The sequence below is a fragment of the Bradyrhizobium sp. STM 3561 genome, assembly GCF_045571455.1.
Classification (GTDB): Bacteria; Pseudomonadota; Alphaproteobacteria; order Rhizobiales; family Xanthobacteraceae; genus Bradyrhizobium; species Bradyrhizobium vignae.
The window spans coordinates 4,416,140-4,429,318 of the sequence record NZ_CP120695.1; the positions used below are offsets into that span (position 1 = coordinate 4,416,140).

Consider the following 13,179-nt stretch of genomic DNA (forward strand, 5'->3'; position numbering starts at 1 on the left):
TCTCTCCCGGTCTTCTATTTGTTCGTTACGCTTCGGGAAACCCCCGAAGCAGGTACGATCGCACGGCGCCCAGCAGGCCATTCAGGATCAAGCCTAGCAGCGATATCGTGATAAGCGGGACGAACATGTCCACTGCCTGGAAGGTGCGGGCCGCCGTCACGAGCGCGTGGCCTAGTCCATCCGTCGATGTGATCATCTCGGCCAGAAACACCACGATACAGGAAATGACAAGGCCGATCCGGCACCCAGTCAGGATCGATGGCATCGCCGCAGGCAGCACCACCTTGAAGAGGATTTCATAGCGTGGTGTTCCCGCCGCCATAGCCGACCAGATCAGCTTCTGCTCGACGGTCGATGCACCATAATAGGTCGACAGCAGAATGGGAAAGAGCGCGTCTGCGGCCACCAATGTGACCTTCGATCCGTGACCGAACCCGAGCAAAAGCAGGAGCGCCGGATAGAGCGCGACCTTGGGCAACGGCGCCAAGACGCGGACGATCGGACGAACCACGGCGTTGATCGCCGGATTGGCGGCGGCGGCGATGCCGATACTGACCCCGAGCACGACCGCAATCGCAAACCCGGCAAACAGGCGAATCAGCGTTGCTGCGATTTCCTGCTGGAACGTCAACGTCACGAGCTGCTGAAGCAGCCGGCTGAAGACGAAGCCCGGCGGCGGCAGCAAGACCGCGGGCGCAAGGCCGAATGACACCAGGCCCTGCCACAGGGCGAGGATCAGCGCGATCGGCGCAACGCCGAGAAGGACGTTTGGGGAGAGAAGGCGCGACATCATGAGAAGCTCAGCGGCATGTCGAACTGCGGCTCGGACCAACGCACGAGTCTGGCACGAACACTTTCGAAAATCGCGTCGAGGCAAATTCCCATTGTCCCCACGATGATGATCATCGCAAAGACGGTGTCGTATTGGCCCATGTCGAGCGCATTGAACAGGATGTTGCCGGCGCCCGACTGACGGGCGATCATCTCGCTGGTGATCATCGTGATCAGCGCCAGCACCAATCCCGTGCGGCATCCGGTCAGGATTTCCGGCAGCGCCGCGGGCAGCACGATCCGCACCAGGCGTTTCGCAGACGAAAGCCCCATCGCGGCACCCGACCACAGCATCTTCTCCTCGACCGCCTTGGCACCCTCGAAACTGTGATAGATCACGGGAAGGCTGACGCCCAGAAAGATCACCAGTGTCTTCGTGGCGTCGCCAACGCCCAGCCAGAGCATGATAATCGGCATCAAGGCGGCCTTCGGCACCGGATAAATCACCATCAGGAGCGGATTGAAGAAGGCCGCGATGCCTCGGCTGCGTCCCATCAACAGACCCAGCGGAATCGAAACCAGCACCGCCACACCGAAACCCATCGCCATGCGGCGAAGCGAAGCCAGGATGTTGGTCAAGGATTCCCTGTCGCCGAGAATGTCGGGAATTGCCCGGATCGCCTCGATCGCCGTGGGGAAGCTGTCGTTCTTCAGCGCAAGCGAGGCGACCTGCCACACTGCCAGCAATCCGATGCAGGCCAGCACCGGAGCAGCCCGCCTGGTCAAGACAGCCGACGATATCATGAGAAAGGCCCGGCTTCGTCGCTCTCATCGAACATGCGCTCGATATCGACGACGTACTTCTGGTAGCGCGGATCCAGCAGCAGCTCGTTGCGGCGGCGCGGTCGCGGCAGATCGATATCGATGACTTGTCGGATTCGGCCGGGCGATTTCGACATCATGACGACCTTGTCCGAGAGGAAGACGGCCTCGTCGACCGAATGCGTGACGAACAGCACCGTCTTGCGGTCGCGCTCCCAGATGTTCAGAAGATCGTTCTGCAGGCGCGTCCGTGTGTGCGCGTCGAGCGCACCGAACGGCTCGTCCATCAGCAGCACTTCGGGGTGGTAGGCGAGTGTGCGCGCCAGTGCCACGCGTTGCTTCATGCCACCCGACAATTCCTTGGGATAGAAATTCTCGAAGCCCTTGAGGCCGACCATCTCGATCAAGGCCCGGCTCTGCGCCTCGGCCTCGGCGGTGCACAGACCTTGCTGACGCGGGCCATACATCACATTGCCCAGCACGGTTTTCCAGGGAAACAGGGCAAACTCCTGGAACACCGGTCCGCGATCCGGACCCGGCCCGGTGATCGTGTGTCCCCTGATTTTCGCCATGCCGCTGGTCGGGCGGACAAAACCGCCGACGATATAGAGCAGTGTCGACTTGCCGCAGCCGGACGGACCTAGGATAGAGACGAAGGCTCCCTCTTCGATCGTCAGCGAGATGTCCGATAGCGCCAAATGATCCTTGCGCGCCGAGGTTTGAAAGACCTGGGAGACACGATCGATCTCGATGATTGCAGAAGCCGGCTCTTGTGAGTTCACCGGTCTCATCCATTTGCTCGATCTTGCAGGCACTACCGTCATCCTGTCTTTCGCCTCACGCGCACGAACATTCAGCGGCACGACCTTAGCAAGAAGCCTGCCAGACGGGTGGTCGTTTTCGCACCCGTTCAGTGCGTCATTCGAACCACGGCCATTCTGCCGGGCCTTCATGCGTCACGGCTCCGCCCGGCGCCTGCCCAACCAGTCGCGCATACTTTGCAAGCGCACCCGCACGGTGACGCGGCGGACGCGGCTTCCAATCGCGGCGCCGCGCGGTGAGTTCCTGCTCATCGAGCAGGAGATCCATCCGCCGGTTTGCGGCATCAATCCGGATCCTGTCACCGTCGCGAACAAGCGCCAGCGGACCGCCAACAAATGCCTCGGGGGCCACGTAGCCGATGCACATGCCGCGGGTCGCGCCGGAGAACCGGCCATCGGTGATCAGCGCCACTTTTTCGCCCATACCCTGCCCGTAGATCAGTGCGGTGACGCCGAGCATTTCGCGCATGCCGGGTCCGCCGACCGGGCCTTCGTTGCGGATCACGAGGACCTCGCCCGCCTTGTAGCTGCGCTCACGCACCGCTACGACACAAGCTTCTTCATCCTCGAAAACATGCGCCACCCCTTCGAAGAACTGGCTCTTCAGGCCCGCGACCTTGATCACCGCGCCATCGGGGCAGAGATTTCCCTTCAGCACCACCACACCGCCGTCAGGCATAATCGGCGCACGAACAGACTGGACAACCTCTCCGTCCGGTGCGTTAGCCGCGCCATATTCTTCAGCAAGCGTGCGGCCGGTAACGGACAGGCAGCTGCCATCGATATGGCCGCTCTGGATCAGCTCGCGGATCACAACCGCCGCGCCACCGATGTCATAGACATCCTTTGCCGTGTACTTGCCCCCGGGGCGCAGATTCCCGATTAGCGGCGTCCTGGCAAAGACTTCACCCATGTCATCGATTGTGAATGCGATGCCCGCCTCGTTCGCAATCGCCGGAAGGTGCAGCGCGGCGTTGGTCGAGCCGCCCGTCGCGGCAACGATCGCCGCTCCGTTTTCCAGGGATTTCCGCGTCACGATATCGCGCGGCAACGGTCCGCCACGCGCGAGCATCTCCATGATCAGCCGCCCGGCGTGCTGCGAGATCTGCGCACGCTCCGCATAGACACCAGGCACCATGGAGACGTTGGGAATAGTCAACCCCATCGCCTCGGAGACCATGCCCATGGTGTTCGCGGTGAATTGGCCGGCGCACGCGCCGATGGTCGGCAAGCAAGCACGCTCGATCCGCTCAAGCGTGGCGCCGTCGATGTCGCCAGTCATGAAGCTGCCGACAGCCTCATAGGAGTCGAGCACCGTCAGCGTACGCCCATCCACGCGGCCCGGCAGCGAGCTGCCGCCATAGATGAAGATAGACGGCACGTTGCAGCGAACCATGCCCATCATCACGCCGGGAAGGGTCTTGTCGCATCCGCCGTATCCGATCAGCGCATCGTAGGCCAGCCCCTGGACGACGGCTTCGATCGAATCGGCGATCAGCTCCCGAGAGAACAGGGAGAACTTCATTCCCTCGTGGTTCATGCTGATGCCGTCGGAAACCGAGACGGTCGAGAACTCGCGCGGCGTGCCGCCGGCTTCCTCGATTCCAGTTTTGGCCGCAGCCACCTGGAAGTCGTGGGTCATGTTGCAGGGCGTCTGCTCGCCCTTCATGCTGACAATGCCCACCATCGGCTTGGCAATCGCGGCGTCGTCGAGCCCCATGGCGCGCATGAATGCACGATGCGGGGCTCGGTCGAGCCCGTCTGTTGTAACCCGTGATCGCAACTTCTTCATATTTGCATCTTCTTCATGCAGCGTCCCGGATGATCCGGCACGCCACGATCTTACGCGCGATAATTCGCCCGCCTCTATTGCAGCGGAGCGACGATCGTCTGATGCTTGAACTGTGCGACATCTAGCTTCGGCAGCATTCCTGTCTCTGCATAGATATCCAGCATCTTCTGGATCGCGGGGAAGTTTGGTGCTGCGCCCGGATCGCGACCGAAATCGTTGTCCTTGAGCAGATAGGTCTCGAGCACCGGAACGGGCGCCTTGAGCACTTCGGACACCACCTTCAAGGTTTCCTCGCGGTTGGCCAGCGCCTTCTTCATGCCTGACGTGATGTCACGGACATAGGCTTTGACCAGCTCCGGATTCTTGTCGACGAAGTCAGCACGGCAGGCTTCCAGGATGTGTACGATGTTTGGCATGGCCTGGGACAACGAAAACAGCTTCCTGGTGCCGCCCTTCGCCTCCGCGCGCGCGGCAAACGGCTGGTTCATGTTGACCGCATCTACGCGGCCTTGACGCAGCGCGTCCTCGGAGACGGCAAAGCCGACCTCGACCAGCTTGATGTCCTTGGCCGGATCGACGCCATTCTGTTTCAAGAGCAGATTGAACGGCCCTTGCGTGCCGCCACCGATCACGGAAATGCCCACCGTCTTGCCCTTGAGATCCGCGATTGTCGTGATGGGCGAGTCATCCTTGACGGCCCAGTAGACCGAGAAACCGCCGGGCTTCTCGAAAACGTGCTGCGCCACGATATAGGCCTTGAGATTGCCGCCGACCACGCCGTTGGCGAGCGACAGCGGCGCCTGGGTCGCACAGTCCAACGCACCGGCCGCCAATGCCTGCGTCATCGGCGCGGTGCCCTGGAATTGGGTCCATTCGATATTGTAGGTCTTACCGATGCTGGGAAATTCGGCCGGCCTGCGCATCATCCAATATTTGGATTCCTCGGCCGGAATCGTCCAGCCGACGCGGATCGTCTGCTGCGCCCATGACGGGCTTGCCCCCGCGCTCGCGGCCGCTGCCGCCCCCAAAGCCAGGATCCACCTCGAAACGGTTCGCATCGTGCCACTCCGCTACTCTGGCGCCGTCCGGCGCCCGCCAACCCGACCGCCTCAAATGTTTCATGGTTCAAACAATGAGGCAAGCCATGCGAGCAAGCGGTTTTGCCGTTCGATGTGCAATGTATGGTAAAGCGGCGTCGCGATGCGACAGAAGGAGGCAACCTATGGCTGATGAGAACAAGGCAAACGCGCAAGGCACCGAGAAGCTCGGCTATCTCGGCCTTGGACTCATGGGAACGCCGATGGCCCGACGCCTGCTCGAGGCCGGCTATCAAGTCGCTGTCTGGAACCGCTCGGAGGGCAAGGTGGCGCCGCTCGCCAAGGCCGGTGCCCAGCGCGCGGTCACGCCTCGTCATCTCTTGGTGAACTCGGATATCGTCTTCATGTGCGTGACGGATGCGGCCGCGGTCGAAGAGGTGATCTTCGGGCCCGAAGGTCTGGCATCGGCGCCTGGTTCGGGCAAGCTTGTCGTCGACTTCTCGTCGATTCATCCAGACGCGGCGCGCGATCTTGCAACGCGACTAAAAGACGCCAACGGTGCGGGCTGGATCGACGCGCCGGTATCCGGGGGCACGAAGGGCGCCGACGAAGGCACGCTCGCCATCATGGCGGGCGGAGAAGCTGACGACATCGAGAGGGTGCGGCCCTATGTTCTGGCCATGGCACGCAGGTTCACTCACATGGGGCCGGTCGGCGCCGGCCAGACCACAAAGCTTTGCAACCAGGTGATCGTCGGATGCGCGATGGCCGTGCTCGCGGAAGCAACGCGCCTGGCCGCGAACGCCGGAATCGATGCCAATCGATTGCCCGAAGCGCTCGCCGGCGGCTTTGCAGATTCAATCCCGCTCCAGCTGTTCGTGCCACGGATGGTGCAGGGCATTCACACCCCGCCGCTCGGCCACATCGCCACGATGCTCAAAGACCTCGATACGGTTGCCGATGTCGCACAGGCGACGTCGACGCCGGTGCCGATGGCTTCGCTTGCCGGACAGCTCTTCAGGCTAGCGAAGGCCGCGCGAGGTGCGGACGCGGACGCGTTGGAGATCTACAAGCTTTCAGCGACAGAGCGCCACGCTGTCTAGGGCGACCTGAAGAGCGTTAAGGCGCCTTCTTGCGCTCATCGTCGGCCATGAAGCGACCGAACGCCCCTCTCGCGAAGAGCAGCGGCTCCGTCGCATTGTAGGTATAGGCCTCGACCGCGCCGAGAAAGATCACGTGGTCGCCGCCATAGTAGCGATTCACGGAGCGGCATTGAAAGTTGGCGACGCTCTCGGCGAGCACCGGCGCGTTGCCGAGGCCAGGTGTCCAGCCGACGCCGGTGAACTTGTCATCCGACGATTTAGCGAATTTGTTCGCAAGTTCTTGTTGCGAAGCGCCAAGAACGTTGACGCTGAAATGGCTGGCGTTCTGGAAGATGATCAGGCTCGAGGAATAGACGACGAGGCTCCACAGAACGAGCGGAGGATTCAGCGAGACCGAGGCGAACGAATTGCACGTCAGTCCGTAGGGCTTGCCGTCGGGCGCTGCCGCCGTGATGATGGTCACGCCCGTTGCGTAGGTTCCGAGCGCGTTGCGAAAGTCGCGAGGATCGATCTGGGAGCTGTCGCTAGCGAACTCGTTAGCGGGATCGGGAGCACGGGGCTGCTTCGGCAGATCATTCATCGGCCGACCTCACAGCGTGAGATTCTCGGACGGCAGGCCCAGCGCCACCCGTCCATAATTGGTCCCCGCCGCATCGAAATTGAACGCGAGATGCGAGTTGATCGCGTGCGCATCACGGAACTGCCGCTGCAACACGCCGGTCGTGAACAGACCCCGCGCGCCGCTCGCGGCAAACAGCATCGAGACCGCGTCCGTGCACAAGTTCACTGAAAAAGATCCGTCGCGCCGATATCTGGTCTTGGTCGCCATGTCAGGGATATGGCCGCACCGTGCGTCCTCCATGGCCTGGAGACACGCCGACCGCATGATCAGGCGTGCGGCATCGATCTTGGCCGAGGCTTCCGCGATCTTGATCTGGGTGCTCTGAAAATCGCTCAGCTTGGCCCGGTTGTAGGTCGAAATGCGATGGCGTGCGACCTCCGTGTAATCGTCGAGACACGCCTGCGCATTGCCTAGCGCAACGCCGGAGAGGACGTAAGGAAATAGCGAGAACACGGGGAGCGCATACAGCGGATTCGGGTTGACCTTGCTTCCGGGTGTCGGGCCTCCGGCAAGGTCCCCCACGGCGACCGACATATGGTCAGCCACGAAGGCGTCCCTGACCTCCACGTCGCAAGATCCCGTCCCGCGCAGTCCGGCCACGTTCCAAGTGTCCAGCACCTTGTAATCGCCTTTCGGCAGCAGAAAAATTCGATACTCGATGCCGTCCGCCTCGTCGTCGGAGTAGACCACGCTTGCAAGCATATTCCATTCGCAGGAGGCAACGCCCGAGGAGAATGGCCAGCTACCGTGCAGCCGGTATCCGCCCTCGACCCGCGTGGCGCGTCCGGCGGGAAAAATGAATGAGGATGCGATCAGAGCGTCCGGATCGCGGCCCCAGACCAGATCCTGCGCCTTCTGCTCGAACATGCCGAGCATCCAGTGATGGCTCGCCAGATTGGCGAGATTCCAGGCTACCGACGCATCCGCCTGCCCGAGCAGCTCGGCGCAATCGACGAGAGCGACATAGTCGAGCTCGGCCCCGCCAATCCGGGCCGGTTGGAGCATTCGGAACAGGCCAGCGTCATGAAGATCGATCTCGGTTTCCGAGGGGAGCTGCCGCAGCTCCTCCGTCCGCGCCGCCCGCTCGCGTAATCGCGGCACGAGGCCGCGGGCCTTCGCGATCATTGCCGCATAGGCGCCTTCGCCGGCTTGCGGCGCGGCGGACCGTCCCATGCTCGGCTTTCGATCCGGCGCCATTCGTGTCCCTCAATTTCACGTATTTATGCGGCCGCCCCTTCGCCAAATCAAGCCAATGCAGCCGGCATTGCAAAGCATCGATCCGCGCGCTGCACGTGCCTGGTGCCATGGGACCGTCCTTGGGCTCACGTCGGCGTCGAGGGCCTGCCGGAACCAAACACACCTTTCTGGGTAAACTCCGTGATCCGACGTTCGTCGTAACCGAGGATGTTGCGCAAGACGTCCTCGGTATGCTCGCCCAACAGGGGCGCCGCAACGGGATCGATCGCGGCGGTTAGGCTCATGGTAATGGGCGGCTCGATGTTGGGCACCCATTCCGCTGTAGGGTGCGGAATCCGGTTCAGGCGATGGCGCTCGCGAGCCTCGGGCGCATTGAAACCCTCCTCGACCGTCCGGAGATAGCCGACCGGGATATTCGCCAGCTTCATCTTCGCCATCCAGTTCTCCAGAGTATCGCTGGCAAAGACCTCTGCAATGGCTGCCCGCAAGAGCTCCTTGTTCTCCGAACGAGCTTTGCGCGTGGCAAACCGCGGATCGGAGATGAGATCGGGCCGATTCAGGACCTCGACCACGAGCCGGCGGTAGAGCCGGTCGTTGGCGCATGCCATGTAGAGCGGCCCGTCAGAGGCCTCGTAGACGCCGACGGTGGGAGAGCCGCTCGGCGAATTGCCGAACCGGCCGGGATTTTCGCCGTTGATGAGATAGGCCATGCCATAGAAGCCGGTCATCGCCATCGCGATATCGAACAGGGCGACTTCGACATGTTGGCCGCGGCCGAGCCGGTCGCGCGCCAGCAACGCCAACAGGATTGCATTGCAGGCAGACATGCCTGTCGCCATGTCCACGATGGGCGGACCGGTACGAACCGCTGGGCCGTCGGCAAATCCGTTGAGCGACATGAAGCCGCTTTCCGCCTGCGTGATGGGATCGAAGCCCGGACGCGAGGCAAACGGTCCGGTACGTCCGTAGGCGGAGATCGAGCAATAGACCAGCCGAGGATTGAGTGGCGCGACCGACTCATAGTCGAGCCCGAACTTCTTCATGACCCCACTCGAAAAATTCTCCACCACCACATCTGCTTTGCGGATGAGATGCAGCGCGATCTCTCGAGCCTCCGGCACGGCAAGGTCGAGCGCAATGCCGCGCTTGTTGCGGTTCAGGCTGAGATAGGCGGCGCTTTCGCCGCCAATCTCGGCGTGCTCATAAGCACGCGTGTCGTCGCCGCCGTCGGGATTCTCGATCTTTATGACGTGCGCGCCATAATCGGCGAGCGTCTGGGTGCAGGCCGGCCCGGCGACCACGCGCGTGAAATCGACGACCAGCAGACCATCGAGCGCACTCGGCCCTCCCGTCCCTCGCGACGAACGTACCGGCAGATGAGGCTTGGTGGGCATCGACAGCGCTCTCCCTTGCATCGGCTTATGGCCGCCGAATTTCCTGCAAGAGCAAACTTAAAGCCTGACGCTGCCAACTTCGCAAGTGTTTCACCCGCATTGCCTATAAACGCAAAAGAAGCCCGGCAGCCGTCCGGCTGCCGGGCTTTTCGCCATCCTGCGCATACAGGCTACGCCACACCTCTGATGAACCATTACACACGCGTTCCGCGTCGCGGGAAACGCTCCCCAGCGCTCACCGTAGCCACTTTCTCCAGTAAAGTGTATGCGACCAGGCCCAAGGTACCTCGGGCTCATAGAGCCGATAACCTGACTGGATGAAGTTATTGGCAGACACGGGATTGTCTGTCGTATCCGAAACGACACTGTCCCATCCAACGCGGCGCCCCTTGCCTCGATCGCCCGCATCAGCCTGATTTGCAACCCGTGCCCCCAATGCCGGCGCAAGACTCCGACCCTGGAGAAGTAGCCGCTATTTCGTACATGCGTCGACGGCACAACACCAGCAAAGGCGACCGCATTATCACCGTGATAGGCCAGCCACCACGCTCCAAGGTCGAACTGGGGCATTGCCGCAGCATCGAAGAATGTCAGCTGATGCAGATCGGCCAAGGTGTCGGCGACGTCTTCATCAGACGCATCGACGATACGAATTCTGTACATGGCATACCCATTGGCGACGGACAACTCGTTCCATCGTGCGGTGGCGTTCGCCGCCGAAAAAGTCTCACTTGCCCAGCGCGACCTTGACGCCTAGCCAAATGGCCCCCATCAATCCGGTGGCGACCACGGCGATCACGGCCTTTGAACGTATAACTCTGCGCCTGTTCCACGCTTCTCCGCCAGCGCCGCAGATGCTGAAAGTCAGCTCTCAGCTCCTTTCGATCGTCATCTTCGATTCCAAGAGACGTCAGCAGCGACGCCACCACTTTCGCGACGATCGCATCAATGCTCTCCTGCTGGATTCTGTGCTGCTCCGCCAGCGTCTCGGCAATGATGGCCTTGATCTCGTCATCCACGATCTTCACCGCTTGATGATCCTTGCAACGTTCTCGAAGCCGCGTTTGGCAAAGTAAAAGGAGACCACGAGATTGGCCGTGATCGCCGCAAATCCGGCGAGGGCGTCCGTCGTGCCCAAACCAAGGACCTTGTCCCAGACCAGCAGCTTTGCGAAATACAGCGTCACGCAATATCCCATCAGCTTGTCCGGCTCGTACCAGTGCCCGATTTCGGCTCCCGGAGACTGCAGCGGCGCGGGCGGACCGCGCCCAGCGCCGCGGGCCGGCACGTTCGCGCGTGCTCGGCCAGCAAATGGTTCGGACGGCGGCGCGCCGATCGGCGCTCCATGAACGCGTATCAAGTGAGTGCGTGGCCGCAATGCGCCGCCGCCGTCCGATCTCGGAATCGAGACGAAAAAAACCCGCGGCGGATGTCTCCGCGCGGGTTGAACCAAACTCGTCTCGATGATGTCAGTATGTCGGTGTTTTGCCCGACGTGTCAAACTCTGTGTTGAGCGCGATTGTCATCACACGAAGAGGACATAAAAAAAGCCCGCCGCAGATTGCGAACCAAAGACGTTTCGATGATGCCATTCTGCCAGTGTTTTGCCCGACGTGTCAAACGAACGATTTCGCGTAAGCCGCGTTAGGCGATCAGGAGGGCGGCCATGACACCTCAGAGGACCCCATCTAGGACGTCACGAAATCTTCCGGGACCAGCGCCGCGCATCAACAAGGAACGTGCCGCGCAGGATGAGAGCATCGAACATACCGAGGAGACGGAAGACAAGAATCGCGATCTCGTGCATGGCGACGGCGGCAGCATCGATCTGCCCACAGAATCCGGCGATTTGTCGAAGGACGATTAGGCCGCTTAGAAAGCAGCGCGCATCTCGATGATGCCATTCTGCCGGTGTTTTGCCCGACGTGTCAATCGACGCGCCAAAAAGCAAGCGCCTCCTCCCAGCTCGATATGTGGTGCGCAAGGGACTTGCTTCAAGCCCCCGATGATCGCGTAGAAGCCTCGACCCAACCACGAGTCGAGGGTCAACGACATTGCCGGTACTGCTTCGGACATCCCGTTCACGGACGAGCGCAAGCCGCGCGTCAGCCAGCGGCCATGCGGTCGTCATCGCGGGCGGCGGCCCGACCGGACTGATGCTGGCCGCGGAGCTCGCGCTGGCACATATCGACGTCGCAATCGTCGAGCGGCGTGCGAACCAGGAGCTGTCAGGCACGCGCGCCGGCGGACTGCACGCGCGCAGCATCGAGATCCTCGATCAGCGCGGCGTTGCGGATTGCTTCCTGCGCGAAGGACGGATCGCCCAGCTCGCCGGCTTCGCCTGGACCAGGCTCGACATCAGCGATCTCCCGACACGCCATGGTTACGGGCTCGCGCTGCGACAGAGCCAGATCGAGCGTCTTATGGCCGAGTGGGTCGCGGAGCTCGCGGTCCCGATCTATCGCAGCTGTGCAGTGACGGGCTTCGCGCATGACGAGACCGGCGTCGACGTCACGCTAGCCGGCGGCGACACGTTGCGCGCAAATTATCTGGTCGGCTGCGACGGCGGCCGCAGCGTGGTGCGCAAGACGGCCGGCATCGACTTCGCCGGCTCCGATCCGACGCTGAGCAACCTCATGGCCGAAGTCGAGATGCGCGAGGAACCGGAATTCGGCCTGCGTCACGATGCGCTCGGCTTCCATGGCCTCAGCAAGACCGAGAGCGGGCGCGTGCTGGTCGTCGTGACGGAAGCGATGCTCGAGCGCAGCGGCGAGCCTACCCTGCGCGATCTTAGCGAAGCTCTCGCCGCCGTGTACGGCACCGATTTCGGGGTGCACAGTCCCGCCTGGATCTCCCGCTTCACCGATGCGGCGCGACAGGCCGCATCCTATCGCAAAGGGCGCGTGCTGCTCGCCGGCGATGCCGCACACATCCATCACTCCGTGGGCGGACAAGGTCTCAATACCGGCCTGCAGGACGCAGTCAATCTCGGCTGGAAGCTGGCGCAGGTGGTCAAGGGCATCTCGCCCGACAGCCTGCTCGACACCTACCATTCCGAACGCCATGCCGTCGCCGCGCGCGTGCTGCGCAACACCAGGGCGCAGATCGCCCTGCTCCGCCGTGCCGACGACGGCCTCATCGCCGCGCGCGAAATCGTCTCCGAGCTGCTCGTCATGGACGAGCCGCGCAAGCGTTTTGGCGCGATGATGAGTGGGCTCGATATCCGCTACGATCTCGCCGAAGGCCACGCGCTGCTCGGACGGCGCATGCCCGATCTCGATTTGATGCTCGACGGACAGAAGCTGAGGCTGTTCACGCTTCTGCACAGCGCGCGCGGCGTGCTGCTCGATTTTGGCAAGCAGGCGGCATCGACGTCACGCCCTGGGCGGATCGCATAGAGATGGTCGATGCCGATTACTACGGCGCGTGGCAGCTTCCGGCCATCGGACAGGTCGTCGCGCCCAAGGCCGTGCTGGTCCGGCCCGACGGGCACGTGGCCTGGGTCGGAGACCAGAGCCGCCGCGGGCTCGCGGAGGCGCTGACGAAATGGTTCGGACCGGGTGGCGCGTAAAGTACGAACGCCTCATGCGGCGTCAAACAAACAAGCCCGCGGCATACCC

At 62.4% G+C, this 13,179-nt stretch carries 11 protein-coding genes and 3 pseudogenes; 2 read left to right on the top strand and 12 right to left on the bottom strand.

What is annotated here, in order from left to right; genetic code table 11:
* Positions 1 to 25 precede the first annotated feature (25 nt).
* The 5 genes from P6U28_RS21005 to P6U28_RS21025 all read right to left on the bottom strand — a co-directional run bounded on the left by P6U28_RS21005 (position 26) and on the right by P6U28_RS21025 (position 5,264).
* Positions 26 to 793: an ABC transporter permease gene (locus tag P6U28_RS21005; RefSeq protein WP_122402249.1), complete on the bottom strand. Its 768-nt coding sequence runs from the start codon at positions 791 to 793 to the stop codon at positions 26 to 28.
* Positions 790 to 1,575, bottom strand: coding sequence for an ABC transporter permease (locus P6U28_RS21010; protein ID WP_209295652.1), 786 nt, complete (start codon positions 1,573 to 1,575; stop codon positions 790 to 792). Before P6U28_RS21010 ends, P6U28_RS21005 begins: the two co-directional genes overlap by 4 nt.
* Positions 1,572 to 2,417, bottom strand: a complete 846-nt coding sequence (locus P6U28_RS21015) for an ABC transporter ATP-binding protein (protein ID WP_407119769.1) — start codon at positions 2,415 to 2,417, stop codon at positions 1,572 to 1,574. Before P6U28_RS21015 ends, P6U28_RS21010 begins: the two co-directional genes overlap by 4 nt.
* Positions 2,418 to 2,511: 94 nt before the next feature.
* On the bottom strand, positions 2,512 to 4,206 hold the full coding sequence (ilvD, locus tag P6U28_RS21020; protein ID WP_407119770.1) for a dihydroxy-acid dehydratase: 1,695 nt from the start codon (positions 4,204 to 4,206) through the stop codon (positions 2,512 to 2,514).
* A 74-nt stretch (positions 4,207 to 4,280) separates the two neighbouring features.
* Positions 4,281 to 5,264 carry an ABC transporter substrate-binding protein gene (locus tag P6U28_RS21025; protein WP_209295655.1) on the bottom strand — a complete coding sequence of 328 codons (984 nt, stop codon included), beginning with the start codon at positions 5,262 to 5,264 and terminating at the stop codon, positions 4,281 to 4,283.
* 164 nt (positions 5,265 to 5,428) lie between these two features.
* On the opposite strand from P6U28_RS21025, the gene P6U28_RS21030 reads away from it, so the two are divergent.
* Entirely contained in the window at positions 5,429 to 6,346 is a 918-nt protein-coding gene (locus tag P6U28_RS21030) for an NAD(P)-dependent oxidoreductase (protein WP_209295656.1), read from the top strand.
* Positions 6,347 to 6,362: 16 nt separating this feature from the next.
* On the opposite strand, the gene P6U28_RS21035 is transcribed toward P6U28_RS21030, so the two are convergent.
* The 7 genes and pseudogenes from P6U28_RS21035 to P6U28_RS21065 form a co-directional block, all read right to left on the bottom strand.
* A complete protein-coding gene (locus tag P6U28_RS21035; protein WP_122402244.1) occupies positions 6,363 to 6,926 on the bottom strand; it encodes a flavin reductase family protein in 564 nt (187 codons plus the stop codon).
* Between the two features lie 9 nt (positions 6,927 to 6,935).
* Entirely contained in the window at positions 6,936 to 8,165 is a 1,230-nt protein-coding gene (locus P6U28_RS21040) for an acyl-CoA dehydrogenase family protein (protein ID WP_209295657.1), read from the bottom strand.
* Between the two features lie 125 nt (positions 8,166 to 8,290).
* Positions 8,291 to 9,559: a CaiB/BaiF CoA-transferase family protein gene (locus P6U28_RS21045; RefSeq protein ID WP_129144181.1), complete on the bottom strand. Its 1,269-nt coding sequence runs from the start codon at positions 9,557 to 9,559 to the stop codon at positions 8,291 to 8,293.
* 235 nt (positions 9,560 to 9,794) lie between these two features.
* A pseudogene (locus tag P6U28_RS21050) lies at positions 9,795 to 10,222 on the bottom strand (GNAT family N-acetyltransferase).
* A 64-nt stretch (positions 10,223 to 10,286) separates the two neighbouring features.
* A pseudogene (locus P6U28_RS21055) lies at positions 10,287 to 10,587 on the bottom strand (hypothetical protein).
* The gene (locus P6U28_RS21060) at positions 10,584 to 10,847 is read right to left on the bottom strand and encodes a hypothetical protein (RefSeq protein ID WP_312016194.1); all 264 of its coding nucleotides are present in this window, start codon (positions 10,845 to 10,847) and stop codon (positions 10,584 to 10,586) included. Before P6U28_RS21060 ends, P6U28_RS21055 begins: the two are co-directional and overlap by 4 nt.
* Before the next feature lie 408 nt (positions 10,848 to 11,255).
* The gene (locus tag P6U28_RS21065) at positions 11,256 to 11,510 is read right to left on the bottom strand and encodes a hypothetical protein (protein ID WP_209295659.1); all 255 of its coding nucleotides are present in this window, start codon (positions 11,508 to 11,510) and stop codon (positions 11,256 to 11,258) included.
* A gap of 103 nt (positions 11,511 to 11,613) precedes the next feature.
* Between P6U28_RS21065 and P6U28_RS21070 the strand changes: the two are divergent.
* A pseudogene (locus P6U28_RS21070) lies at positions 11,614 to 13,130 on the top strand (FAD-dependent monooxygenase).
* The last annotated feature ends 49 nt before the right edge of the window (positions 13,131 to 13,179 follow it).